Annotated in this window: 20 protein-coding genes; 13 read left to right on the top strand and 7 right to left on the bottom strand. The window is 74.2% G+C overall.

The window, feature by feature from the left end:
- The first annotated feature begins 342 nt into the window (after positions 1 to 342).
- Positions 343 to 2,865: a discoidin domain-containing protein gene (locus AB0442_RS23500; protein WP_366165108.1), complete on the top strand. Its 2,523-nt coding sequence runs from the start codon at positions 343 to 345 to the stop codon at positions 2,863 to 2,865.
- A 91-nt stretch (positions 2,866 to 2,956) separates the two neighbouring features.
- On the opposite strand, the gene AB0442_RS23495 is transcribed toward AB0442_RS23500, so the two are convergent.
- A complete protein-coding gene (locus tag AB0442_RS23495) occupies positions 2,957 to 5,188 on the bottom strand; it encodes an MMPL family transporter (RefSeq protein WP_366165078.1) in 2,232 nt (743 codons plus the stop codon).
- Positions 5,189 to 5,507: 319 nt separating this feature from the next.
- On the opposite strand from AB0442_RS23495, the gene AB0442_RS23490 reads away from it, so the two are divergent.
- Both AB0442_RS23490 and AB0442_RS23485 read left to right on the top strand, forming a co-directional pair.
- Positions 5,508 to 6,635 carry an alpha/beta hydrolase-fold protein gene (locus AB0442_RS23490; protein WP_366165076.1) on the top strand — a complete coding sequence of 376 codons (1,128 nt, stop codon included), beginning with the start codon at positions 5,508 to 5,510 and terminating at the stop codon, positions 6,633 to 6,635.
- Positions 6,636 to 6,742: 107 nt separating this feature from the next.
- Positions 6,743 to 9,037: a glycosyltransferase family 39 protein gene (locus AB0442_RS23485; RefSeq protein WP_366165074.1), complete on the top strand. Its 2,295-nt coding sequence runs from the start codon at positions 6,743 to 6,745 to the stop codon at positions 9,035 to 9,037.
- A 216-nt stretch (positions 9,038 to 9,253) separates the two neighbouring features.
- On the opposite strand, the gene AB0442_RS23480 is transcribed toward AB0442_RS23485, so the two are convergent.
- The gene (locus tag AB0442_RS23480) at positions 9,254 to 9,997 is read right to left on the bottom strand and encodes an HNH endonuclease family protein (RefSeq protein ID WP_366165073.1); all 744 of its coding nucleotides are present in this window, start codon (positions 9,995 to 9,997) and stop codon (positions 9,254 to 9,256) included.
- A gap of 95 nt (positions 9,998 to 10,092) precedes the next feature.
- The gene (moaA, locus tag AB0442_RS23475) at positions 10,093 to 11,133 is read right to left on the bottom strand and encodes a GTP 3',8-cyclase MoaA (protein ID WP_366165071.1); all 1,041 of its coding nucleotides are present in this window, start codon (positions 11,131 to 11,133) and stop codon (positions 10,093 to 10,095) included.
- A 131-nt stretch (positions 11,134 to 11,264) separates the two neighbouring features.
- On the opposite strand from moaA, the gene AB0442_RS23470 reads away from it, so the two are divergent.
- The 5 genes from AB0442_RS23470 to AB0442_RS23450 all read left to right on the top strand — a co-directional run bounded on the left by AB0442_RS23470 (position 11,265) and on the right by AB0442_RS23450 (position 15,998).
- Complete coding sequence (locus AB0442_RS23470) at positions 11,265 to 11,867, top strand: nucleotidyltransferase family protein (RefSeq protein WP_366165069.1); 603 nt, start codon at positions 11,265 to 11,267, stop codon at positions 11,865 to 11,867.
- Positions 11,868 to 12,070: 203 nt separating this feature from the next.
- On the top strand, positions 12,071 to 12,889 hold the full coding sequence (locus tag AB0442_RS23465; RefSeq protein WP_366165067.1) for a hypothetical protein: 819 nt from the start codon (positions 12,071 to 12,073) through the stop codon (positions 12,887 to 12,889).
- A 149-nt stretch (positions 12,890 to 13,038) separates the two neighbouring features.
- Complete coding sequence (locus tag AB0442_RS23460; protein WP_366165066.1) at positions 13,039 to 13,839, top strand: hypothetical protein; 801 nt, start codon at positions 13,039 to 13,041, stop codon at positions 13,837 to 13,839.
- A 213-nt stretch (positions 13,840 to 14,052) separates the two neighbouring features.
- Positions 14,053 to 14,859: a (2Fe-2S)-binding protein gene (locus AB0442_RS23455; protein WP_366165065.1), complete on the top strand. Its 807-nt coding sequence runs from the start codon at positions 14,053 to 14,055 to the stop codon at positions 14,857 to 14,859.
- A 131-nt stretch (positions 14,860 to 14,990) separates the two neighbouring features.
- Complete coding sequence (locus tag AB0442_RS23450) at positions 14,991 to 15,998, top strand: DUF2637 domain-containing protein (protein ID WP_363540302.1); 1,008 nt, start codon at positions 14,991 to 14,993, stop codon at positions 15,996 to 15,998.
- A gap of 39 nt (positions 15,999 to 16,037) precedes the next feature.
- On the opposite strand, the gene AB0442_RS23445 is transcribed toward AB0442_RS23450, so the two are convergent.
- The gene (locus AB0442_RS23445) at positions 16,038 to 18,263 is read right to left on the bottom strand and encodes a SpoIIE family protein phosphatase (protein ID WP_366165063.1); all 2,226 of its coding nucleotides are present in this window, start codon (positions 18,261 to 18,263) and stop codon (positions 16,038 to 16,040) included.
- Positions 18,264 to 18,495: 232 nt separating this feature from the next.
- The gene (locus AB0442_RS23440; RefSeq protein WP_366165062.1) at positions 18,496 to 19,098 is read right to left on the bottom strand and encodes an ATP-binding protein; all 603 of its coding nucleotides are present in this window, start codon (positions 19,096 to 19,098) and stop codon (positions 18,496 to 18,498) included.
- Positions 19,099 to 19,555: 457 nt separating this feature from the next.
- Here AB0442_RS23440 and AB0442_RS23435 point away from each other — a divergent pair, with 457 nt between their 5' ends.
- Genes AB0442_RS23435 through AB0442_RS23425 form a run of 3 tightly spaced genes read left to right on the top strand, consistent with a single transcriptional unit; the run spans position 19,556 to position 23,054 of the window.
- The gene (locus tag AB0442_RS23435; protein ID WP_366165060.1) at positions 19,556 to 20,266 is read left to right on the top strand and encodes an urease subunit gamma; all 711 of its coding nucleotides are present in this window, start codon (positions 19,556 to 19,558) and stop codon (positions 20,264 to 20,266) included.
- Positions 20,267 to 20,271: 5 nt separating this feature from the next.
- Positions 20,272 to 21,987, top strand: coding sequence for an urease subunit alpha (locus AB0442_RS23430; RefSeq protein WP_366165106.1), 1,716 nt, complete (start codon positions 20,272 to 20,274; stop codon positions 21,985 to 21,987).
- A gap of 29 nt (positions 21,988 to 22,016) precedes the next feature.
- Complete coding sequence (locus tag AB0442_RS23425) at positions 22,017 to 23,054, top strand: agmatine deiminase family protein (RefSeq protein WP_366165058.1); 1,038 nt, start codon at positions 22,017 to 22,019, stop codon at positions 23,052 to 23,054.
- 118 nt (positions 23,055 to 23,172) lie between these two features.
- On the opposite strand, the gene AB0442_RS23420 is transcribed toward AB0442_RS23425, so the two are convergent.
- Positions 23,173 to 23,388 (bottom strand): hypothetical protein, encoded by a 216-nt coding sequence (locus tag AB0442_RS23420; protein ID WP_366165056.1) that lies wholly within the window; start codon positions 23,386 to 23,388, stop codon positions 23,173 to 23,175.
- Positions 23,382 to 23,612: a hypothetical protein gene (locus AB0442_RS23415; protein WP_159400792.1), complete on the bottom strand. Its 231-nt coding sequence runs from the start codon at positions 23,610 to 23,612 to the stop codon at positions 23,382 to 23,384. Before AB0442_RS23415 ends, AB0442_RS23420 begins: the two co-directional genes overlap by 7 nt.
- Before the next feature lie 108 nt (positions 23,613 to 23,720).
- Between AB0442_RS23415 and AB0442_RS23410 the strand changes: the two genes are divergently transcribed.
- Entirely contained in the window at positions 23,721 to 24,512 is a 792-nt protein-coding gene (locus AB0442_RS23410) for a GntR family transcriptional regulator (RefSeq protein WP_366165054.1), read from the top strand.
- A 233-nt stretch (positions 24,513 to 24,745) separates the two neighbouring features.
- Positions 24,746 to 25,138 carry a tyrosinase cofactor gene (locus tag AB0442_RS23405; RefSeq protein WP_366165052.1) on the top strand — a complete coding sequence of 131 codons (393 nt, stop codon included), beginning with the start codon at positions 24,746 to 24,748 and terminating at the stop codon, positions 25,136 to 25,138.
- The last annotated feature ends 39 nt before the right edge of the window (positions 25,139 to 25,177 follow it).

The raw sequence follows: 25,177 nt of genomic DNA, 5'->3' as shown, positions 1-25,177 counted from the left end.
CGCCTGGCGGCGGGTCAGAGGGCGCTCCGCACCGGCCGGTTGATCCGTACCGGAACTCCCGACCGAGGACTTGACACCCGAGATCGCAGCCCCACAGACTCCCTCCGGGGAGCGCTCTCTCGGCTCGGCCGCAAGGATTCCGGCCCCGCCCTGCCCCGCAGTTCCCGGCGCCCCTGCGCCGCGCCGGCCCGCCGGTCACGGGCCGGTCCCCACGCCGACGCACGACGTCCGCGCCCCCACGAAAACCCCCACCCACCCCCACCGCAGGAGAAGCCCGTGAGGCTCACTTCAGCACGCCCCGGCGCCCGAGCCGGCCGCCGCGGCTCCGCCGCCCTGCTCGGCATGGCCCTGCTCTCGGGCGCCGTCCTGGCGTTCCCCGGCAGCGCCGCCCACGCCGCCGACACCCTGATCTCGCAGGGCCGGACGGTCACCGCCTCGTCGGTCGAGAACGGCGGCACCACGGCCGCCTACGCCGTCGACGGCAACACCGGCACCCGCTGGTCCTCCGCCGCGAGCGACCAGCAGTGGATCCAGGTCGACCTGGGCGCCTCGGCGACCATCAGCAAGGTCGTGCTCCAGTGGGAGGCCGCCTACGGCAAGGCCTACCAGATCCAGACCTCCGCCGACGGCAGCACCTGGACGACCGTCTACTCCACCACCACCGGCGCCGGCGGCAACGAGACGCTCAACGTCACCGGCACCGGCCGCTACGTGCGGATGAACGGCGTCACCCGGGCGACCGGCTACGGCTACTCGCTCTGGGAGTTCCAGGTCTACGGCTCGTTCGGCGGCACCACCCCGGACACCTGCGCGACCACCAACGCCGCGCAGGGCAAGGCCGCCACCGCCTCCAGCACCGAGAACGCGGGCACCCCCGCCTCGGCCGCCGTCGACGGCAACACCGGCACCCGCTGGTCCTCCGCCGCGGCGGACCCGCAGTGGCTGCAGGTCGACCTCGGCTCGGTCCAGCAGGTCTGCCAGGTCCAGCTGAACTGGGAGGCCGCCTACGGCAAGGCCTACCAGATCCAGACCTCCGCCGACGGCAGCACCTGGACGACGGTCTACTCCACCACCACCGGCGCCGGCGGCAACGAGACCCTGAACGTCTCCGGCTCCGGCCGCTACGTGCGGGTCTACGGCACCCAGCGCGGCACCCCCTACGGCTACTCGCTGTGGGAGTTCGCGGTGCACACCGGCGGCGGCTCCACCGTCCCGCCCGTCCAGGGCGGCGGCGACCTCGGTCCCAACGTGATGGTCTTCGACCCGTCCACGCCGAACATCCAGGCCAAGGTCGACGAGGTCTTCACCAAGCAGGAGTCGAACCAGTTCGGCAACGAGCGCTACGCGCTGCTCTTCAAGCCCGGCACGTACAACAACATCAACGCCCAGATCGGCTTCTACACCTCGATCGCGGGCCTGGGCCTGAACCCGGACGACACCACCTTCAACGGCGACGTCACCGTCGACGCCGGCTGGTTCAACGGCAACGCCACCCAGAACTTCTGGCGCTCCGCCGAGAACCTGCACCTCAAGCCGGTCAGCGGCACCGACCGCTGGGCCGTCTCGCAGGCCGCGCCGTTCCGCCGGATGCACGTCGAGGGCGGCCTCAACCTCGCTCCCAACGGTTACGGCTGGGCCTCCGGCGGCTACATCGCCGACTCGAAGATCGACGGCCAGGTCGGCAACTACTCGCAGCAGCAGTGGTACACCCGCGACAGCTCGATCGGCGGCTTCTCCAACGGCGTCTGGAACCAGACCTTCTCCGGCGTCCAGGGCGCGCCCGCCCAGGGCTTCCCGAACCCGCCGTACACCACGCTGGACACCACCCCGGTCTCGCAGGAGAAGCCGTTCCTCTACCTGGACGGCAACGACTACAAGGTCTTCGTGCCCGCGAAGCGCACCAACGCCCGCGGCACCTCCTGGGGCAACGGCACCCCGCAGGGCACCTCGGTGCCGCTGAGCCAGTTCTACGTGGTCAAGCCGGGCGCCACCGCGGCCACCATCAACCAGGCGCTCGCCCAGGGCCTCAACCTGCTCTTCACCCCGGGCGTGTACCACGTCGACCAGACCGTCAACGTGACCCGCCCCGGCACGGTCGTGCTCGGCCTCGGCCTCGCCACCGTCGTCCCGGACAACGGCGTCACCGCGATGAAGGTCGCCGACGTCGACGGCGTCAAGGTCTCCGGCCTGCTGCTGGACGCCGGCACCGTCAACTCCCCCGCCCTGCTGCAGGTCGGCGACGCCGGCCCGGGCGCCTCCCACGCGGCCGACCCGACCGTCATCCAGGACGTCTTCGTCCGGGTCGGCGGCGCGGGCGCCGGCAAGGCCACCAACGGCATGGTGATCAACAGCAACAACACCGTCGTCGACCACACCTGGATCTGGCGCGCCGACCACGGCGCCGGCGTCGGCTGGGAGACCAACCGCTCCGACTACGGCTTCGTCGTCGGCGGCAACGACGTCCTGGCCACCGGCCTGTTCGTCGAGCACTTCAACAAGTACGACGTCTGGTGGAAGGGCAACGGCGGCCGCACGATCTTCTTCCAGAACGAGAAGGCGTACGACGCCCCCAACCAGGCGGCGATCCAGAACGGCAGCACCCGCGGCTTCGCGGCCTACAAGGTCGAGGACTCGGTCAACACCCACGAGGGCTGGGGCCTGGGCAGCTACTGCTACTTCAACGTGGACCCGACCATCGTCATGGACCACGGCTTCGAGGTCCCGGTGAAGTCCGGCGTCAAGCTGCACGACGTCCTGGTCAACTCGCTCGGCGGCAACGGCCAGTTCGCCCACGTGGTGAACGACACCGGCGCCCCGACCTCGGGCACCTCCACCACCCCGTCCAACGTCGTCTCCTTCCCGTGACGGACCGCCTCCCCCGCACCTGACGGTCCGCCACGCGGCGGCCGCCGCACCGGAACACCGGTGCGGCGGCCGCGCCGTGCGCGTGCGCGGCTCAGGCCTCGTCGCCCTCCGGGTTGATGTGCGGCAGGATCTTGTCCAGCCAGCGGGGCGTCCACCAGGCGTGCGGGCCGAGCAGCGTGAGCACCGCCGGCACCATCAGCAGCCGGACGACGGTGGCGTCGATCAGCACGCTCACCGCCAGGCCCAGGCCCAGCATCTTCACCACGATGTTGTCGCTCAGGATGAACGCCGCGAAGACGCTCACCATGATCAGCGCGGCACAGGTGATCACCCGGGCGGTGATCTCCAGCGCGTGCGCCACGCTGCCCTTGGCGTCCCCGGTGCGCGTCCAGTTCTCGTGCACCCGCGACAGCAGGAAGACCTCGTAGTCCATGCTCAGGCCGAAGACGATGGCGAACATCATCATCGGCACGTAGCTCTCGATCGGCACCGTCCCCGACACCCCGAGCGCCGGGCCGCCCCAGCCCCACTGGAAGACCGCCACCACCACGCCGTACGAGGCCGCGATCGACAGCAGGTTCAGCACCGCCGCCTTGACCGCCACCAGCAGGCCGCGGAAGACCGCCAGGATGATCAGGAAGGCCAGGCCCACCACCACCGCGATGATCGCCGGCAGCCGGCTGGCGACGATGTCGCGGAAGTCCACCTGGGCGGCGGTCGTGCCCGTCACGTAGGTGATCGCCGGGGTGTTCGCCACGGCCTTCGGCAGCGCGGTGTCCTGCAGGTCGTTGACCAGCTGGGTGGTCTTCTCGTCCTGCGGCTGCTGGGCCGGGATCACCGTGGAGGTGAGCACGTCGTTGTCGCTGGACGGCACGAACGGGCCGATGCTCGCGATGTTCGGGGTGCCGGCCAGGGCCTGCTGGACGGAGGTGACCACCGCCTGCTGGTTCGCCGCCGGCACGTTCGTCTGGTCGATCACCACCGTCAGCGGGCCGTTGGAGCCCGGACCGAACGCGGCCGACATCAGGTCGAAGGCCTGCTTGTCGGTGAAGGACGGCGGGTCGGCGCCGTCGTCGATGTGCCCGAGCTGGATCGAGAACAGCGGGATCGCCAGCACGCACACCACGACCACGCCGGAGACCAGGAACCGCCACGGGTGGCGCTCCACCACCTGCGCGTACCGGTGCCAGGTGCCGGTGACCTCCTCGCCCGGCGCGGCGTTGCTCTCGGCGACCGGCTTGCGCACGTGCCAGCGGTCGATCGCCCGGCCGATGATGCCGAGCATCGCCGGCAGCAGGGTCAGCGCACCGGCGACCGCCGTCACCACGGTGACGCCCGCGGCCAGGCCCAGCTTGGAGATGAAGCTGACCCCCGAGACCGACAGGCCCGCCAGCGCGATGATCACCGTGCAGCCGGAGACCAGCACCGCCCGGCCCGCGGTGGACACCGCGTGCCCGGCCGAGCCCGCCGGGTCCGCGCCGTCCATCAACCCCTGCCGGTAGCGGGTCAGCAGGAACAGCGCGTAGTCGATGCCGACGCCCAGGCCGATCATGGTGGCCAGGGTCGGCGACACGGTCGCGAAGGTCGTCGCCGCGGCGAGCAGACCGAGGCAGCCGAGGCCGACGATCACCGCGATCAGCGCGTTGATCAGCGGCAGACCCGCCGCGATCACGCTGCCGAAGCCGATCAGCAGCACCACGATCGCCACCGCGAAGCCGATCGCCTCGCTGCTGCGGTCGTCCGCCTTCGGCCGGGCCGCCTCGCCGAGCGGTCCGCCGTACTCCACCTGCACCCCGGCCTGGCGCAGCGGGGCGACCGCGTCGTCCACCTTGGTCAGGTAGTCGCTGCCGTAGGTGCTCGGGTTGGCGTCGGTCTTGAAGGTGATGAAGGCGGTCAGCCCGTCCGTGGAGAGCGGGCCGTTCGGGGTCTGGGTGGTCGGCTGGCCGGGCTGCGGCAGGGGGTTCTGCACGGACAGCACGTTCGGCAGCTGCTGCAGGTTGGCGACCGCCTGGTTGATCTGGCCGGAGAAGCCGGTGAGCGCCTGGGCGTCGTGCAGCACGATCTGCGAGCCGACGCCGCCCGCGGCCGGGTTGTGCGCCCGCAGCACGTCGAGGCCCTTCTGGGCCTGGCTGCTGGAGATGTTGAAGTCGTCCGAGAAGGTGCCGCCGACCGCCCGGTCGGCGGCCTGGATGGCGCCGAGGCCGACCAGCCAGGCGATCAGGACGAGGACGCCGTGCCGGGCGCACCAGGCGCCGAGCCGGTGCAGCGCCCCGGGTCGGCGGGTCCGTTCCGCGGTGGCGGTGCTCGGCGGCGATGACGACATGCGCCCTCCCGGGGGTCGGCACGGCCGGGGACGGCCGGCGGTGCGTGGGGCTGTCGGCTGTCGGGTGCCGGCACGCCGGGGCGTCCGGCAGTGCGAACGGTGATCGGATGTTGACGGCCGGTGACGAGCGTAGACAGCCGACGGGCCGCCGGACGGGCCGACACACCGCCCCGTCCCCCAGACGCCAGCGCGCCCCGGTCCGGGCGCGGCATCCGGCGACCATCCGTCAGGTCCACTGCCACGAGGGCCGTCCGTGCACATTCTCGACACCGCCTGGGGGCGTTCTGAGTGCTTTCTGACAGTCCTCTACGATCAACGCGTGTTGAGCCTGACCGGACTGCCGCTGCGCGTCCTCGCCGTCGTCCTTGCCGTGGCCGCCTTCGCCGCCACCATGTGGCTCTGGCCGAAGCTGGCCGGCCGCGGCTGGAAGTCCTGGCTCGGCAGGTTCGGCGCGTTCTTCGGCACCCAGCTCGCCGTGTTCGCGGCGATCGGCCTGATCGCCAACGCCTACTTCGGCTTCTACACCACCTGGGGCGACCTGCTCGGCACCGACGGCAAGCCGGGCACCGTCGTCGACCACGAGCCCGGCGGCCGCGCCGTGTCGGTCCTGGGGCAGCAGAAGATGTACTCCTCGCAGGGCTCCGCCCAGGACCGCTCCGGGGTGATCGAGCAGGTCCGCATCCGCGGCGCCGCCTCCCGCCTCACCGGCACCCCCGCCTACGTCTACCTGCCCCCGCAGTACTTCCAGCCCGCCTACGCGCACAGCCGCTTCCCGATGGCGCTGGTGCTCTCCGGCTACCCCGGCTCCGCGGAGAAGCTGATCTCGCTGCTGGAGTACCCGGACTCCACGCTGAAGGCGATCCAGGCCGGACAGCTGCCGCCCACCGTGCTGGTGATGATGCGGCCCACCCTGGGCGGCAACCGGGACACCGAGTGCATGGACATCCCCGGCGGCCCGCAGGTGGAGACCTTCTTCACCGAGGACCTGCCGCGTGCGATGGCCGGCACCTACCGCATCCTCGACCGGCCCGAGGCCCGGGCCGCCGTCGGCGACTCCACCGGCGGCTACTGCGCCCTGAAGTTCGCCCTGCGCAAGCCCGACTCGTACCGCTCGGCGATCTCGCTCTCCGGCTACTACAGCGCCCCGACCGACCCGACCACCGGCGACCTGTTCGGCGGCAAGCCCCACCTGAAGCAGGAGAACGACCTGCTGTGGCGGCTGCGGACGCAGCCCGCCGCGCCGGTCTCGCTGCTGCTCGCCACCAGCTACGACGAGCACAACTACGGCGCCACCCAGAAGATGGTCGGCGCCTTCAAGGCGCCGACCAGGATGTCCACCATCACCCTGGACACCGGCGGCCACAACTTCCGGACCTGGACCCGGGAGATCCCGCCCGCCCTGGAGTGGCTCGGCCGCCGCCTGGCACCGCCCGCGCCCGCCGGCTGACGCACCGACGGCCCCGCCAGGACCGTCCCCGGGGGCCGAAGAAGATCACACCGGGCTCATAGGCCGCTCTCATCGGGCTCTCAGCCTGCGCCGCCAGCGTATCCCCCATGACCACGACCAGTTCCGTACCTCCGACCAGCGAACCGTGGCCCGAGGCCGCGAACCACCCGCCGCTGGCGGCCGCCGACCGGCGGGCCACGGTCGAACCGCTCTTCCCGCCGGCCGAGCTGCCGCCGCGCGGCCCCGAGGGGCCCGGGTCGTGGGCCGGCCGGCTGTGGACCCTGCCGGCCCGCGCCTGGCGCGGCCGCGCGGACGACCCGCGCTGGGTCCGGCCGGCGTTCCTGGCGCTGCTCGCCGCGACCGCCGCCCTCTACTTCTGGAACCTGACCGCCTCCGGGTGGGCGAACTCCTTCTACTCGGCCGCCGTCCAGGCCGGCTCGCAGAGCTGGAAGGCCTTCTTCTACGGCTCCTCCGACGCGGCGAACTTCATCACCGTCGACAAGCCGCCGATGTCGCTGTGGCCGATGGCCCTCTCGGTGCGGCTGTTCGGCCTGAGCTCCGGCAGCATCCTCGCACCGCAGGTGCTGATGGCCGTGGCGACCGTCGCCACCGTGTACGCCACCGTGCGCCGCCGCTTCTCCCCGGTCGGCGGCCTGGTCGCGGGCGCCGCACTGGCGCTCACCCCGGTCGCGGCCCTGATGTTCCGGTTCAACAACCCGGACGCGCTGCTGGTGCTGCTGCTCACCCTGGCCGCGTACGGCGTCGTCCGGGCGACCGAGACGGCGAGCACCCGCTGGCTGGTGTTCGCCGGCGTGATGTTCGGTTTCGGCTTCCTCACCAAGACCCTCCAGGCCTTCCTGGTGCTGCCGGCCTTCGCGCTGGTCTACCTGGTCACCGCCCCCACCGGGCTCGGCCGCCGGTTCCGGCAGCTGCTGTGGGCCGGCCTCGCCGTGGTCGTCGCCGCCGGCTGGTGGGTCGCGATCGTCGAGCTCGTCCCCGCCTCCGCCCGCCCCTACATCGGCGGCTCCCAGGACAACGACTTCCTCTCGGTGACCTTCGGCTACAACGGCTTCGGACGGATCACCGGCAACGAGACCGGCAGCGTCGGCGGCGGCGGTGGCCGCGGCGGCGCCGGCGGCGGCATGTGGGGCGAGACCGGCATCACCCGGCTCTTCGACGGCGACATCGGCGGACAGATCGCCTGGCTGATGCCCGCCGCCCTGATCCTGCTGGTGGTCGGCCTCTGGGCGACCCGCCGCAACCCGCGCACCGACAGCGCCCGGACCGCCTTCCTGGTCTGGGGCGGCTGGCTGGTCTGCACCGCGCTGACCTTCAGCTTCATGTCCGGCATCTTCCACCAGTACTACACGGTGGCCCTCGTCCCCGCGGTCGCCGCCCTCCTCGGCATGGGCGCCGACGGCCTCTGGCGGGCCCGGCGCCGGCTGCCGTACGCCGCCCTGCTCGGCGGCACCGTCGCCGTCACCGCGGTCTGGGCGTACGTGCTGCTCGGGCGCAGCGCCGACTTCGTGCCGTGGCTGCGGTGGGCCGTGCTGATCGGCGGTCTCGCCGCCGCGGTGGCGCTGCCGCTCGCCGGACGGCTGAGCGGGGCGCTCGGGGCACGGCTGGCCACGGTCGCCGGGATCGCCGCGCTGGCCGCGGCCCTCGGCGGGCCGACCGCCTACGCCCTGCAGACCGTCTCCACCGGGCACAGCGGCTCCATCGTCACGGCCGGCCCGCAGGTCCAGGGCGGCGGCTTCGGCGGCCCCGGCGGCGGCCGGTTCCGGGCGGGCGGCGGCACGGGCTTCCCTCCGGGCGTGCAGGGCGGCCAGAACGGCCAGACCGGTCAGGCCCAGGGTCAGGGTCAGGGCGGCTTCCCGGGCATGAACGGTCAGAACGGCTTCCCCGGGACGACCGGCCAGAACGGCCAGAACGCCTTCCCGGGCATGAACGGGCAGGGCTTCCCCGGCACCGGGACGGGCGGCGACAGCCGGACCGGACGCGGCGCGGGCGGGCCGGGCGGCATGGGCGGACTGCTCAACGGCGCCCGGGTCAGCAGCGAGCTCTCCGCCCTGCTCGAGCAGGACGCCGACAAGTACACCTGGGTGGCGGCCGCCGTCGGCTCGCAGAACCAGGCCAGCTACCAGCTCGCCACCGGTGAGCCCGTGATGGCCCTGGGCGGCTTCAACGGCACCGACCCCTCGCTGACCCTGGCCCGGTTCCAGCAGTACGTGAAGGAGGGCAAGGTGCACTGGTTCATCGGCGGCGGAGGCTTCGGCGGCGGTGGCGGGGGCGGCACGGGCGGCTCCTCCGACTCCTCGGAGATCACGAGCTGGGTCCAGGAGAACTTCACCGCCAAGACCGTGGGGAACACCACCCTCTACGACCTGACGGCGACCGAGTAGGGAAGGCTCGACAGCAGGGCGAACCCCCAGGGGCCGCCGGACACGTGGGGCAAGCCACTGGGGGCGCGGGGAACTGCGCGCAGCGGAAGGTACGGACCGTCACCTCCCGCCCGCGCAGTGCCCCGCGCCCCTTTTTGCGGGTTTGCCCGAGCCGTCAGGTACGCCGTTCCCGGATTGCGCGGTTCCCCGCGCCCCTTCCCGGGTTCGCGGGACCTGTCAGCTGCACTGGGCGAGCATGGTCTGCTTGTCGGCCGGGGTGACCGGCAGGTCGTACTTGAGGGCGACCTGGGCGAAGCGGACGACGTAGGAGCAGCGGATCTTCGGGTCGGCGGGGAGCCACTCGGAGGGGCCGGAGTCGCCCTTGGCGGAGTTCTGCGGGCCGTCGGCGGGGATCAGGTTGAGCGGGTCGTTGGCGATCTTGACCCGCTTGGCCTTGTCCCACTTCGCGGCGCCCATCTGCCAGTCGTAGGAGAGCGGCATCACGTGGTCGATCTGGATCTTCGTGGCCTGCGCCTTCGTCCACTGCACGTCCTTCCCGGTGTACGGGTCGTGGATGGTCATGGACGTGACGGTGCAGGCGGAGCCGTCCTTGTGCTGGACGGAGCGGCCGTCCCGGGCGAGCAGGTCGTTGCGGGTGTCGCAGTTGTTGTGGCCGAGGGCGGTGCCGTCGACGTTATCCGTCCAGGCGGGGCCGAACTGGTCGCGGTCGTAGCCGGTCCGGGGGCCGGCCGCGGCGGTGCGGACCTTGCCGATCAGGTCGCGGCCGGCCTTGTGGTCGACGGCGGAGGTGAGCGGGGCGAGGCCGGGCCTGGTGCCGTCCGGGTTCTGCAGCGGGCTGGTGCCGACGGCGCCGCTCCGGGCGTGGTCCGTGGAGCTGCCGGGGGTACCGGAGGTGCAGGCGGTGAGCAGGAGGGCGGGCAGCAGCAGGGCGGACAGGGCGGTGGCAGGGCGGGCGCGCACGGGTTCTCCCCCGACGGTGTGGCGGTGACGGCGCACCAGCAGAGCAGGGCCCGTCGCACCGGGTCAAGCCGCGGGGGTGGCGGGGACGGGCCGGGTCAGCCGCCGATCGCGGACATCGGGCGGTCGGGGCGGACGAAGCCGGCCGTGTCGATGGCGTGGCCGGGGCCCTTGCGGGCGATGGTGGCCCGCCAGGCGGCCTCGATCCGGTCGTCGTCGGCGCCGCCGCGCAGCAGGGCGCGCAGGTCGGACTCCTCGGTGGCGAAGAGGCAGTTGCGCAGTTGGCCGTCGGCGGTGAGCCGGACGCGGTCGCAGCCGCCGCAGAACGGCCGGGTGACGGAGGCGATGACGCCGACGACGGTGTCGGTGCCGGCGATCCGCCACTCCTCGGCGGGGGCGTTGCCGTGCCGGCCGACCGGGACGAGCTGCCAGCGGCCGCCGAGGTCGGCGAGGATCTCGTCGGCGGTGACCATGCGGGTGCGGTCCCAGGCGCCCTGGGCGTCGAGCGGCATGGATTCGATGAAGCGCATCCGGTAACCGTGCTCGGCGGCGAAGGCGACGAGGTCGCGGAGTTCGTCGTCGTTGACGCCGCGGACGGGGACGGCGTTGACCTTGACGGGGTCGAGGCCGGCGGCGCGGGCGGCGGCGAGTCCGTCGAGGACGTCGGGGAGCCGGTCGCGGCGGGTGATCTCGGTGTACCGCTCGGGGCGGAGGGTGTCGAGGGAGACGTTGACCCGGTGCAGGCCGGCGGCCTTCAGGTCGGCGGCGGTGCGGGCGAGGCCGATGCCGTTGGTGGTGAGCGAGAGCTCGGGGCCGCCGTCCGGGCCGTCGAGGGCGGTGAGGGCGGCGACCAGACCGGGCAGGCCGCGGCGGAGCAGCGGTTCGCCGCCGGTGAGGCGGAGGTTGCGGATGCCGAGGCGGTGGACGGCGATCCCGGCGAGCCGGACGACCTCGTCGTCGGTGAGGAGTTCGGGGCGGGGCAGCCAGTTCAGGCCCTCGGCGGGCATGCAGTAGGTGCAGCGCAGGTTGCAGCGGTCGGTCAGCGAGATCCGCAGGTCGGTGTGGATCCGGCCGTAGCGGTCGACCAGCGGGCCGCCGGAGGGCTGCGCGGTGCCGGGAGCGGTGGAGCGGGGTGCCATGCGCCCAGTACAGGGTGCGGGCGGGGGTCACGGCCAGCGGCGGAAGTTCCGGTGTCCGCCGCTGACCTGCGAGGTCGCCTTGTCGGATCGTCCAACTGCCGTTGCGGCGGCCGGGTCGGGAGACTGGGGGCATGAGTGATCGGCGGATTCCGGCCCTGGTGCTGGCGGCGGGCGGCGGACGGCGGCTGGGCGGGCGACCGAAGGCGCTGGTGGAGCACCGCGGGCGGCCTCTGCTGGAGCATGCGCTGGAGGTCGTCCGGGCGGGCGGCTGCGGACCGGTGGTGGCGGTGCTGGGGGCGGCCCGGGAGGAGGTGCGGGCGCGGGCGCGGACGGGCGACTGCCTGCTGGTCGACAATCCGGCGTGGGAGAGCGGGATGGGCTCCTCGTTGCGGGCGGGGCTGGCGGCGCTGCCGGCCGGTGCGCCGGCGGTGCTGGTGATGCTGGTGGACACCCCGGGGGTGACGCCGGAGGCGGTGCGGCGACTGCTGGCGGCGCACCGGGCGGGCGGGCAGCTGGTGGCGGCGGCGTACGGCGGGCGGCGCGGGCATCCGGTGCTGATCGGGGCGCGGTACTTCGCGGAGGCGGCGGCCGGGGCCACCGGGGACGCGGGGGCGCGCGCCCTGCTGGCCGCGCACGCCGGGGGGCTCCTCCTGGTGGAATGCGGCGACGTGGCGGTGCCGGACGACCTGGACACTCCGGAGGACCTGACCCGCTGGTCCGCGTCCGCCGGATGAACCGGCTTGCGGTGCAGGCACGTTGGCCCCTCGCGTACGCCTCGTTCACCAGCACCCCCGCTGTTCGGCGGGGGCGCCGCCGCCGACGGGTCGTACGCCCCCCGACTCCCCCCGAGGTTTGCCGTAACCCGTTCCACCACCTGCCCGGATCAGCGAAGATGGAGGTGACCTGCCCAGCCGACACCGAACGGACGGTGCCAGCCATGACCGCAGTGCCGCAGCCCGACGACTTCAGCGACCGGGCGCCCGGCCCCGCCCCGTCCGCGGGTGGCACCGCGATCCGCTGCCCGGCCTGCCGGGCCGAGCACGTGTACGAGGCGCCGAGCCTGCCGTGTCCGTGCGGGGCGCAGCTGCGGGTGCCGCTGCTGCGCGGCGGGGTGCCGGTGCAGGTGCGCTTCCGTTCCTGGGAGGACTCCTGGTTGAGCATGCGGTGCCCGCACTGCGGCCGCAACGACCAGTGGCCGCAGCCGGAGTACACCTGCAACTGCGGGGCGACGGTGCGGCTGCCGGTGGACCGGGCGCCGCGGCTGCCCTCCGCGGGGGCGGCCGGCCGGCCGGTGGGTGCCCGCCCGTACACCACGGCGGTGCCGCCGGAGCAGCCGGCGTCGCCGTCGGGCCGGCACCGGCTGATGCGGCCGCCGTTCCGTCCGCAGCCGGTGCGCTCGCCGCAGGACGCGCTGCCGGCCGCGGCCCACTACCTGCAGTGGCTGGGCTTCGAGGACCTGGAGCTGACGGACGGCCAGGACCGCGAGGCGGTGACGCTGCTCGGCTCCCGGATGGTGGCCCAGGTGGACACCTGGCCGGACCCGGCGGACGTGAAGGCCGTGGAGTGCCTGTGGATGCAGACCCTGCACAGCGAGGAGATGGCGTCGGCGATGTTCACCCTGGCCGGCTACTCGCACCAGGCGGTGGTCCGCGGCGAACAGTTGCTGGTCGCGCTGTTCACGCTGGACGTGTCGGGCATCCCGCAGCCGGCGAACGGCGCGGCCGAGGCGCTGATGGAGACCGGCTGGACGTCCTGACCCCCGCCGCGGCGGAGGGTGCCACTCCGCAATCCGTGCCGCTCGTGATCTGGTGCACAAGCGCGCCCCCGTGTTGAATTGCGGCCACAGCGCGGCCGTGGGGACGGCCCGCGCCTGCCCTGCCGGATGGCGCACACAAGGAGGTGGCGTTGTCGGAGCACGGAACGGCCCCGGGGGGCGTCGCGGACGCCGTATGGCGGCTGCGGTCGCGCGGATGCTGGCAGGAGGCTGCGGAGTTACTGCGACCGCACGCCGGACGGGATCCGGCCGCCGCGCTGGAGCGGGCCGAACTCCTCATCGAGCAGTGCATGTTCACGGCTGCGAACTGGGCCGAGGCGGAGGCCGCGCTGCGCCTCGCCGAGGCGGGGGCGGCGGCACCCGGGCAGCGTGCCGCCGCGGCCTGCGCCCGGGGGTTCCTGGCGTACGTGGCGAGCGTGCTGGGGCGGCGGGACCGGCTGGACGAGGCGCAGGCCGCGCTGGGGCGGACCTCCGCGCTGCTGCCCCCGGACGCGCCGGGCCGCCCGCTGCTGGACTTCCGGCGCGGCCTGGTCGCCGAGAACCTGCTGCACGACCCGGCGGCGGCGCGGATCGCCTACCGCCGGGCGCACGACGCGGCGGTGGAGCGCCACGACGACCTGCTCTGCTCCTACACCTGGCGGCACCTGGCCGGGTTGGCGATGGCCGGCGGCGACCGGGAGCGGGCGCGGGAGGGGTTCCGCGCCTCGCTGCGGCTGCGCGAGGAGCTCGGGTTCACGGTGGGGGTGGCGCCGGCCCTGGCCGCCCTCGCGGACGTCGTCGAGCCGGCGGAGGCGGTCCGGTTGCGGGCCGAGGCGGCCCGGCTGGTCCAGGCCCTCGGCGGGGTGCCGGTCTGGCTGGCCGGTCGGTTGCAGGTCCCGCCGCAGGGCGCGGCCCAGGACGGCACGGTGGTCCGGGCGCCGGGGACGGCCTGAGCGGGTGCGCGGTGCGGTCCGGGCACACCGCGCGGCCGCTCCCCGGCGCGCCCGGGCATCGACGGGTCCGATGCCCGGCCGGGCGGCCTCGGCAGCGCGGCGGACGTGAGCTAAGGTAAGGCTTACCTGTCCGGGGCGAGCAGTGCCCCGGACGGGTTCCGCCGACGCCGTCCCCGGGCTCCGCCGAGCCCCGTCCGTACCGCTGGGGCCCGCATGACCCTGACCGCCGCCGAGGCCGCCCCGGTGCCGGCCCGCCCCGAACCGCCGCTCGCGGGCACGTACCGCAGACTGACCGCCGCCCACCCCGCCCTGCGCGTCCGGCTGGCGCCGCCGCCCTCCGGCGACGGCTGGGCCCGCGCCGGAGACCTGGCGGCGGACCCGGAGGCCGTCCGCGCCGCGATCGCCTTCGACGCCGAGGCCGGCGAGCGCGACCACGGCACCGCGCTGCGGCCCGACGTGGCGGCGGGGTTCTGCTTCCACCGCTGGGTGTGGCCGGTGGCGCTGGCCGTCACCCTGCCGTGGTTCCTGGAGCGCCGGGTGCCCCGGCTGCCGGTCGGCCGGGTCGCCTTCCACCGGGCGCACGGCGAACTGACCGTGGACCCGGTCGAGTTGGTCGGCCTGCCGGGCGACCCGCTGGCCGCCGGAGGCCTGCTGCGCACCGCGCCGGACGAGGCCGCGCTGCGCGCCGAGCTGCTCGACGCGGTGCACGAGCACGTGGCGCCGATGGTGGCCGCGTTCCGCCCCTGGGTGCGGCGCGGCCCGCGGACCCTCTGGGGCACGGCCACCGACGACGTGGTCGAGGGCCTCTGGTTCCTGGCCGGCCGACTCGGCGAGGAGGAGCGCGCGGTCGCGGAGCTCACCGCCCTGCTGCCCGGCGGCGGGCCGGCCCCCTTCGTCGGCGGCGCCGCCTTCCGTCCGGGTGACGGAATGCGTACACGCACTCGGTCCACCTGCTGTCTGTTCTACACCGTTAGCCCGAACGAGCTGTGTTTCACCTGCCCGCGGCAGCAGGAAAGGTGATTGCCATTCGAATATTCGCCGATAATTCCCCCGCACCGGTGCATCGCCGGTAATCCGGCCCTGCGGCACCGGAATTCTCCGCCATCATGGACCAGCCGTCCCTACGCAGGAAAGCGAGGCTGGTTCAGGTCATGAGACTGTCCGACATACCACTGGGCTGGGGCGCGGCGGGCACGGCCCTCCTGGTGGTCGCCGCCGTCCTCGTGGCGTTCGCCCGCAACCGGGCCGCCGCGGCGACGGGCGGGTCCGATTCCTGGGAGCGCTCGGAGGAACGCCGCCGCCGCAAGGAATCCCTGTACGGGGCCGCCTCGTACACCCTGCTCTTCTGCTGCGCCGCGGTCGCCGCGGCGCTGTCCTTCCACGGCCTGGTCGGCTTCGGCGTGCAGAACCTCAACCTCTCCGGGGGCTGGGAGTACCTGGTGCCGTTCGGCCTGGACGGTGCCGCGATGTTCTGCTCGGTGCTCGCCGTCCGCGAGGCCAGCCACGGCGACGCGGCGCTCGGCTCCCGGCTGCTGGTGTGGCTGTTCGCCGGCGCCTCCGCCTGGTTCAACTGGGTGCACGCGCCGCGCGGCCTGGGCCACGCCGGGGCGCCGCAGTTCTTCGCCGGCATGTCGCTCTCGGCGGCCGTGCTCTTCGACCGGGCGCTCAAGCAGACCCGCCGGGCGGCCCTGCGCGAACAGGGCCTGGTGCCCCGTCCGCTGCCGCAGATCCGGATCGTCCGCTGGCTGCGGGCCCCGCGGGAGACGTACGCCGCCTGGTCGCTGATGCTGCTGGAGGGCGTGCGCACCCTGGACGAGGCCGTCGAGGAGGTCCGCGACGACCGCCGGACGGCCGCCGCCGACCGGGAACGCCGGCGGCTCGCCAGCCGCCGGGAGCGGGCCGAGATCCGCGCCATCGGCCGCCACCACGGGGGCTGGCGCCAGCGTTCCGCCGCCCGGCAGTTGGAGGCGGGCGGCACGGAGCCCGTCATAGCCGTCGACGCCGCACCCGTCGAGGCCCGGCCCGCCCCGCAGCCGGGGCTGCCGGTCCGCCCGGCGCCGCCGAGCGTCGACCTGACCCCGGAGGAGGACACCATGACGCTCCCCCGCCTGGACTCCCTGGAGCAGAAGCTCAAGGACCTGGAGCAGCAGTTCGGCTGATCGGCCGGAGCGGGCCGGGGGCGGCCCGCGCCCCCGGCCTCAGTACCCCCGGCCGTCCGTCGGGGCGGGGCCCTCGGCGGACAGCTCGAACCACATCCGCTTGCCGGAGCCGCGGGGCTCCACGCCCCAGCCGTCGGCGAGCGCCTCCACCAGCATCAGTCCGCGGCCGGAGGAGGCCTGTTCGCCGGGCGTGCGGCGGGTCGGCCACAGGTCCGACTCGTCCTCGACCTCGACCCGCAGGCGGGCCCGGCCCTGGCCGGGCGCCTGGTAGAGCCGGGCGGTGAACATCGCGTCCCGGTCGGTGTGCCGGATCGCGTTGGTGACCAGCTCGGAGGAGAGCAGTTCGGCGGTGTCGATGAGGTCCGGCACCTGCCAGCGTCTCAGCGCGTCCCGCAGTTCGCCGCGGAGCTCGGAGATCCGGGCGAGGTCGGCCTGGCCGATCCGGCGCCGCAGCTGCTGGGCGGCGCGGCCGCCGGAGGGGCCGTCCCAGCGGAGCAGCAGCAGCGCTATGTCGTCCTCGCGCTCGCTGGAGTCGGCGGCCCGGGCGGCGACCCGGTCGGCCAGCTCCTCCAGCGGTTCGCGGGCGGACTCGTCGCGGGCCGGCAGCGGTGCGGCGACCGCCTCGCAGAGCCGGTCGAAGCCGGTGTCGAGGTCCATGCCGCGGGCCTCGACCAGGCCGTCGGTGCAGAGCAGCACGGTCTCGCCGGGGTCGAGGCTGAACCGGGTGACCCGGTACTCCTCGTCGGGGTCGACGCCGAGCGGCAGGCCGCCGGCGACCGGCAGGACGGAGGCCGAGCCGTCGGCCCGGCGGACCACCGGGTCGAGGTGGCCGGCCCGCACCGCGTAGACCACGCCGTAGTCGACGTTGACCTCGGCGTAGGTGCAGGTGGCGAAGTGGTCGGTGTCCAGGTCGGCGAGGAAGCGGGAGGCGCGGGCCATCACCGCGGCGGGCGGGTGGCCCTCGGCCGCGTAGGCACGCAGGGCGATCCGCAGCTGGCCCATGATGCCGGCCGCGTGCACGTCGTGGCCCTGGACGTCGCCGATGACCAGGCCCACGTGGCCGCCGGGCAGCGGGACCACGTCGTACCAGTCGCCGCCGATCTGCAGGCCGGAGCCGGCCGCGAGGTAGCGGACGGCGGTGGTGACGCCGGGCACCGAGGGCACGGCGCGCGGCAGCATGACCCGCTGCAGGCTGGCGGCGAGCTCGTGCTCGGCGTCGTGCAGCTGGGCGCGGGCCAGGGACTGGGCGACCAGGCCGCCGAGGGTGGAGAGCAGGGTGCGCTCGTCGGCGTCGAGCTCGCGGTCGTCGTCGAAGCTGACCACGCAGACGCCGATCGCCCGGCCGCTGACGACCAGCGGCAGGAAGGCCCAGGAGCTGCGGCCGGTGCCGGAGCCGAGCTGCTCCCACGCCTCCGGGTAGCGCTCGCGGTACTCGTCGCGGTCGGCGATGAAGACGGGGGTGCGGGTGCGGACGGCGAAGGCCATCGGGTGGTCGGCGGCGAGCGGGGAGCGGTCGTGCCGGGCGATCAGCTCGCTGCGGTAGCCGCTGGCGCCGAGGATGGCGAGCCGGCCGGCCTCCATGGAGGCGAGCACCAGGCCGTCCGGCGGCAGACCGGGCAGCGGCAGCTCGGTGAAGACGCGGGCGACGTCGCGGACGGTGACCGCCTCGGACAGCGCCCGGGCGGCCTCCTTGATGAACCGGGAGCGCTCCTCGCGCAGCGCGGCGAGCTCGCCGGCCTTCTCGCGCTTGTGCAGCTCGACGGTGGCGTCCCAGACGAAGCCGACCATCCGGGACGGGCGACCGAAGGCGTCGGCCAGGACCCGGCCGCGGAAGCGCACGGCGTGCATCTCGCCGCCGGGGTGGACGGTGCGGTAGTAGGCGCCGCACTGGCCGAGCTCGGCGACGGCCCGCCCGACCCGGCGGCTGACGACCGGGGCGTCCTCGGGGTGGAGCAGGGCGAGGAAGGCGGCGGAGCTGCGGTCGAAGCGGTCCGGGTCGAGACCCAGGATGTCGCAGGCCCGCTGGTCGCCCTCGAGGATGTCGCGGCGGATGTCCCAGTCGAACGAGCCGATGCCGTTGGCGGCCATCGCCGGCTCGAGCCAGTCGGGGGTGGAGTCGCCGCCGCGGCCGGACAGGCCGCGGCCGGTCGGGGGGACGGGCAGGCCGGCGGTCGCGGTGCGCAGCGCGTGGCCCGCGGCGGTGCGCACCGCCTGGGCCGGTGGGCTCCGGCGCGCGGGCCCCTGCGGCTCGGGCTCTGTCGCCATGTGTCTCCTGCCGCTGCAGGCCGTGCCGTCCGGGGGACGGCACGGCCGGGTCGTGATCGGATTCGGTGTGCCGGCCGGTGGGGCCGGTCGGGAATCGGTTCTTCCCGCCGCACACCGCGCACACATTCTCACTAGCCTGTCGTATGTTCGGCAAGGCGGCAATCCCGGAGCACCGTCCGGGTGTCGCAAAGATGGGGCAAAGATGGGGCCGAGGTGACGGTTCGTACACGTTTCAGGACGGTCCGAGCTCGAACCAGGTGACCTTGCCCTCGCCGCGGAGCTGCACTCCCCAGTCGTCCGCCAGCGCTTCGACCAGCAGCAGTCCGCGGCCCGAGGTGGCGTACTCGCCGGGTGCGCGGCGCCCGGGCAGTCCGGTCGCGGCATCGCGGACTTCGATCCGGAGCAGGCCGTCCGGAGTGAGTTCCGCGTCGAACACCGCGCCGGCCCGGGTGTGCACCAGCGCATTGGTGATCAGTTCCGAGGCGAGCAGCTCCGCGGTGTCGGCCCGCTCCGGCGGCATCCCCCAGCGGTCGAGCACGGCCCGCAGCCGGCGGCGGACGGCGCCGACGGCGCTCAGCTCGGCCGGCTCCAGGACGGCATGCAGCCGGCGGTGCAGCCCGCAGCCGGCCTCCCGCGCCGCGGGCGGGGCGCCGTCGGGCGCGGCCCGCGGCGGCGGCGGACCGCCCGCCCGCACCGGACCGGCGGCGTCCGCACCGGACGCACCCGGCTCGGTGGAACCCCCGTCCCGCGCGGTGCGGCCGCCGGAGCCCGTGCGCCCGCCGCCCGGCCCGGCGACCGAAGGCCGCCGGTGCGGAAAACGTGGCTGACCGTCCATCAAAACGCCCCCGCCCTGCTCAGGAACGCCCCACCCGTTCCCCCTCCGGGGGCGTCCAGCCGTCGGAAGTCCTCATGCCCATTCCCAACGACCCGCAACAGCCCGGTCCCGGCCACCCGGGGTGAAGCGGGGCTCGGGAGCGGCCGTGTGATCCTCCGGACACGGCAGACGAGGTTTGGCGGGGCGCACGGGGCCGTACCCGGCCGCGCCCCGGGCGCCCCCGGCGCACGCCCGCACCGCCGCAGGAGCTCCGCCGGAGCCCGGCCGGGCCGCCACCGGAGCCCGGCCGGGCCGCCACCGGAGCACCACCGGGCCGCCACCGTCGCGCCGCCGTGCGGAGCACCCGCGGGCAGGCAACGCTGGACACGACGGCCGGGCCCGGGTTCAATGGGGCCCCGATGTTTGAACGCCGTTCTAACACCGTCCACCATCCACCGGCACCCGCGAGCGAGGAACCGTGCGACTGACCCCCACCGAACGGGACCGGCTGCTGATCTTCACAGCAGCCGAACTGGCCCGCGCCCGCCGCGCCCGCGGCGTGAAACTGAACGTGCCCGAGGCCACCGCGCTGATCGCCGACACCGTCTGCGAGGCGGCCCGCGACGGCCGGCGGCTGGCCGAGGCCGTCGAGGCCGGACGCTCGGTGCTCTCCGCCGACGACGTGCTGCCCGGCGTGCCCGACGTGGTCACCGTGATCCAGGTGGAGGCGGTCTTCGACGACGGCACCCGGCTCGCCGTGGTCAACGACCCGTTCCGCGGCGCCGGCTCGCTCGGCGACGAGGCGCCCGGCGCCGCCCTGGCCGGGTCCGGCGACGGCTACGACCCCGTCGAGGAGACGGTCGTCCTGCCCGTCCACAACACCGCGGCGGTACCGATCTCGGTCACCTCGCACTTCCACTTCTTCGAGGCCAACCCGCGCCTCGCCTTCGACCGCGCCGCCGCCTACGGCACGCACCTGGCCGTGCCGGCCGGGTCCTCGGTGCGGTTCGACCCCGGGGCCACCGTCGAGGTCGGCCTCGTCCCGATCGGCGGCGAACGGGTCGCGATCGGCTTCGCCGGACTGGTCGACGGGCCGCTGGACGCGCCCGGCGCCAAGGAGGCCGCACTGGAGAAGGCGCGCGCCACCGGCTACCTGACCGGCTTCGACGACGCGGAGGTCGAATCGTGACTTCGATCAGTCCCCACGACTACATCTCCGTGCACGGCGCCCGGGCCGGCGACCGGATCAGGCTCGGCGACAGCGGGCTGATCATCCGGGTCGAGTCCGACTCGCAGGAGCCGGGCAACGAGTTCCTGGCCGGCTTCGGCAAGACCGCCCGCGACGGCCTGCACCTCAAGGCCACCGCGATCCGCGAGACCTGCGACGTGGTGATCAGCAACGTCGTCGTCATCGACGCCGTCCAGGGCATCCGCAAGACCTCGATCGGCATCCGGGACGGCCGGATCGTCTCGATCGGCCGGGCCGGCAACCCCGACACCATGGACGGGGTGGAGGTCGTCGTCTCCACGGGCACCACGATCGTCTCCGGCGAGGGCATGATCGCCACCGCCGGCGCCATCGACACCCACGTCCACCTGCTCTCGCCGCGGATCATGGAGGCCTCGCTGGCCTCCGGCGTCACCACGATCATCGGCCAGGAGTTCGGCCCGGTCTGGGGCGTCGGCGTCAACTCCCCGTGGGCGCTGCGGCACGCCTTCAACGCCTTCGACGCCTGGCCGGTCAACATCGGCTTCCTCGGCCGCGGCTCCTCCTCCGACCCCGCGCCGCTGATCGAGGCGCTCGCCGAGGGCGGCGCCTCCGGCTTCAAGGTGCACGAGGACATGGGCGCGCACACCCGCGCCCTGGACACCGCGCTGCGGGTCGCCGAGGAGTACGACGTCCAGGTCGCGCTGCACACCGACGGCCTGAACGAGTGCCTCTCCGTCGAGGACACCATCAAGGTGCTGGAGGGGCGCACCATCCACGCCTTCCACATCGAGGGCTGCGGCGGCGGACACGTCCCCAACGTGCTGAAGATGGCCGGCGTGGAGAACGTCATCGGCTCCTCCACCAACCCCACCCTGCCCTTCGGCCGGGACGCCCTCGGCGAGCACTTCGGCATGATCGTCTCGGCGCACGACCTCAAGGTCGACCTGCCGGGCGACGCCGCGATGGCCCGCGACCGGATCCGGGCCGGCACGATGGGCGCCGAGGACGTGCTGCACGACCTCGGGGTCATCGGCATCACCTCCTCCGACGCCCAGGGCATGGGCCGGGCCGGCGAGACGGTGCGCCGCACCTTCGCGATGGCCGGCAAGATGAAGGCCGAGCTCGGCCCGATGGACGGCGAGGGCTCGTACGGCACCACCGCCGGCGGCGACGACAACGAGCGGGTGCTGCGCTACATCGCCAAGCTCACCGTCAACCCGGCCATCGCGCACGGGCTCTCGCACGAGGTGGGCTCGCTGGAGGTGGGCAAGCTCGCCGACATCGTGCTCTGGCGCGCCGACCACTTCGGTGCCAAGCCGCAGCTGGTCCTCAAGGCCGGCTTCCCCGCGTACGGCGTGGTCGGCGACCCCAACGCGTCCACCGACCGCTGCGAACCGCTCGTTCTGGGGCCGCAGTTCGGCGCACACGGCGCCACCGCCGCGGACATCTCGGTCGCCTTCGTCTCGCAGGCCGCCGCCGAGGCCTCCTACCTGGACGTCGCCGGCGACCAACTGCCCACCCGCAGGCGCCGGGTGGGTGTCCGGGGCACCCGCGGCATCGGCCCGAAGGACATGGTCCGCAACGCCCGCATCGGCCGCGTCCAGGTGGAGGCCACCACCGGCCTGGTCTCGCTGGACGGCGAACCGCTGCGCTCCGACCCCGCGGACAGCGTCTCGCTCAGCCGCCTCTACTTCCTCTGACCCCCACCACTGCATAGGAACGCACCCTCATGACCACTCCCGCCGAGCTCGGCTTCCGGATGCCCGCCGAATGGCACCCGCACGAGCGCACCTGGATGGCCTTCCCGACCGCCAACCCCACCTTCGACAGCCCCGAGCACCTGCACGCCGGCCGCGAGGCCTGGGCCGCCGTCGCCAACACGATCGTCCGGTACGAGCCGGTGACCCTGGTGGTCAACACCGGCGAGACCGACGAGGCGCGCAAGTACGTCGCCCCCGAGGTGGAGATCGTGGAGCGGCCGCTCGACGACGCCTGGATGCGCGACATCGGCCCGACCTTCCTGGTCGACGGTCAGGGCGCGGTGGCCGCGGCGGACTGGATCTTCAACGGCTGGGGCGCGCAGTCCTGGGCCCGCTGGGGCAACGACCAGGACATCGCCGAGCACATCACCGGCCTCACCGGCGTGCAGCGCTTCGCCTCCCGGCTGATCAACGAGGGCGGCGGCATCCACGTCGACGGCGAGGGCACCGTCCTGGTCACCGACACCGTGCAGCTCGGCGAGGGCCGCAACTCCGACTGGACCCGCGAGGAGGTCGAGGCCGAGCTGCACGCCTTCCTCGGCACCACCAAGGCGATCTGGCTGCCGCGCGGACTCACCCGCGACTACGACGAGTTCGGCACCCGCGGGCACATCGACATCGTCGCCTCCTTCGTCCGCCCCGGCGTGGTCGTCGCCCACGTGCAGCCCGACCCGGCCCACCCGGACCACGAGGTCTGCCGGGAGCTGGTGGCGATCCTGCGCGCCTCCACCGACGCGCAGGGCCGGCCGCTCCAGGTGATCGAACTGCCCGCGCCCACCGTGCTGCTGGACGAGGAGGGCGAGCCGGTCGACTACTCGTACATCAACCACTACGTGGCGAACGGCGCCGTGGTGCTCTGCGCCTTCGACGACCCGCGCGACCAGGAGGCGGCCGCGATCCTCGCCGAGGCCTACCCGGGCCGGACGGTGGAGCTGGTCGACGCCCGCGAGATCTTCGCCAACGGCGGCGGCATCCACTGCATCACCCAGCAGCAGCCGCAGGGCTGACGCGGACTCGGTTCTCGTTTTCGTGCGCCGGGGCCGGCTCGGTACCGCGAGGTGCCGCGCCGGCCCCGGCGTTTGCACATCCGGGGCGCTTCGGCCGGACGGATTCACCCGAACGGATTCAGCCGCCGGCGGCGCGGGTGAGGACGGCGGTGACGGCGTCCAGGTAGTCGGACCAGCAGTCGCCGGTCGGCGGCGCGCCGGCGCCGCCGCCGTGGCAGCGGGCGCACCGCCCGCAGCGCCGGTAGCGCGGCACCTCGTCGGGCTCGGGCAGGGGTTCGCGGGACTCGCGGGGCTCACGGGGGGTGCGGTCGGGATCGGGGTTCGGCTTCAGCACGGGTCCTCCTGGACCTCGGCCCAGACCACGGTGCGACCGGAGCCGTCACTGGCGCCCCAGCGCGCCACGGACCTCAGGACCCGCAGCACGGCGGCCCACTGCTCGTCGGTGCACCGCTCCGGGATCGTCACGGTGATGCGGACAGCGCCAGGGGCTTTGCCGGTGGTCGTCGCGACCTCTCCGGTGGCCCGTTCGAGGGCTTCGCGCAGGACGTTCGCACGCACGCTGACCCGCACCGCCCCTTCCCTGATAACAGACTGGAACTGTACTAATAGACTAGTGGGCGGACGGATACTCTGTCACCTCGCGGTCACTCAGTGAGAGGACACAGGATGAGTCAGGACAGCTCGCCGCCCCCGTACCTCCGGGTGGCCGAGCAGCTCCGCCAGCGCATCCAGTCCGGCGACCTGGCGCCCGGCGACCTCCTGCCCTCGCTCTCCGAGATCCGCGAGGAGACCGGGTACTCGGGCACCGTCGGCCAGCGCGCCTACGCCGTGCTCGTCGACGAGGGCCTGGTCGTCGCGCGGCCCGGCCGCGGCCACTTCGTCCGCTCGCAGGAGGAGAGGCCCCTGCTGGTGCGCCGCCCGCGGGCCGCCGCCGGCGCCGGATCGCCGACCGAGGCCCTGCTCACCGCCCAGGGCGTCCGGGCGAGTTGGGACAGCGAGTCGACCACCGCCCGGGCCGACGCACGGATCGCCGAGCGCCTCGGCATCGCCGCGGGCGACCCGGTGATGCACACCGCCTACGTCTACCGCGCCGACGGCGAACCGGTGCAACTGGCCGACTCCTGGGAGCCGATGGCCGTCACCGGCGGCACCCTGGTGGTGCTGCCGGAGGCCGGCCCCTACGCCGGCATCGGCGTCGCCGACCGGATGGCGCTGATCGGGGTCGAGGTCGGCACCCCGGTGGAGCGGGTCACCGCCCGCGGCGCCTCGCGCGCCGAGGCCGCCCTGCTCGGCACCACGCCCGCGGCCCCCGTCCTGGCCGTCGAGCGCACCTACTACGACCGGGCCGCCGGCCGCGCCGTGGAGACGGCCGACATCGTGCTGCTCGGCAGCCGCTGGGCCGCCGAGTACGGCACCCGGCCCACCCCCTCGGACGGGTCCGCCGACACGCAGGGCTGATCAGCCGGGGCGGACCGACGAGGCGCCAGCACCCCCGTCGGGCACGGCCGGTACCGTTCGTTGAGCGTTCACCGGTGTCCGGATTTCGGTCTGCCGACCGGCCCCCGTCGATGGGCGGTTCCGCGGCCCCGCCGCGCCTTGCCAGCATGGGGACCGCGCGGCGGCGCATATGCCACAAGCACGTGCCGCCGCCGACGCGTCGTCAGATCCGCTCCACCAGGGGGGAATCACCCATGTCCGAAGCCGGCCACCACGCCGAGCTGACCCGCCGCCGGATGCTCCAGGGCGCCGGCGTCGCCCTCACCGCCGCCGTCGGCACCGCCGTCCTCGGCCTCGCCGGGCCGACCGGCACCCCGGCCGCCGCGGCCGGGCCCGGCGGCCACGACACCTTCGACGAGGTCTACCGCGGCCGCCGCATCCAGGGCCGACCCGCCGCATCCGGCCACCACCACCACGGCGCCGACTACACCGTGCAGATCGACGGCGAGGAACTGCACGTCATGCGCAACGCCGACGGCACGTGGATCAGCGTCGTCAACCACTACCAGCCGCACCAGACCCCGCTCGCGCTCGCCCGCGCCGCCGTGGTCGAGCTGCAGGGCGCCACGCTCGTCCCGATCGCCTGACCGGGCCCGCCCCTCCCCGCACTCACCCACCAGCACCTC

The organism is Kitasatospora sp. NPDC085895 (genome assembly GCF_040702125.1).
GTDB lineage: Bacteria > Actinomycetota > Actinomycetes > Streptomycetales > Streptomycetaceae > Kitasatospora > Kitasatospora arboriphila.
Note: the sequence above shows the minus strand (reverse complement) of the source record. Positions and strands in the feature narration are given on the sequence as shown.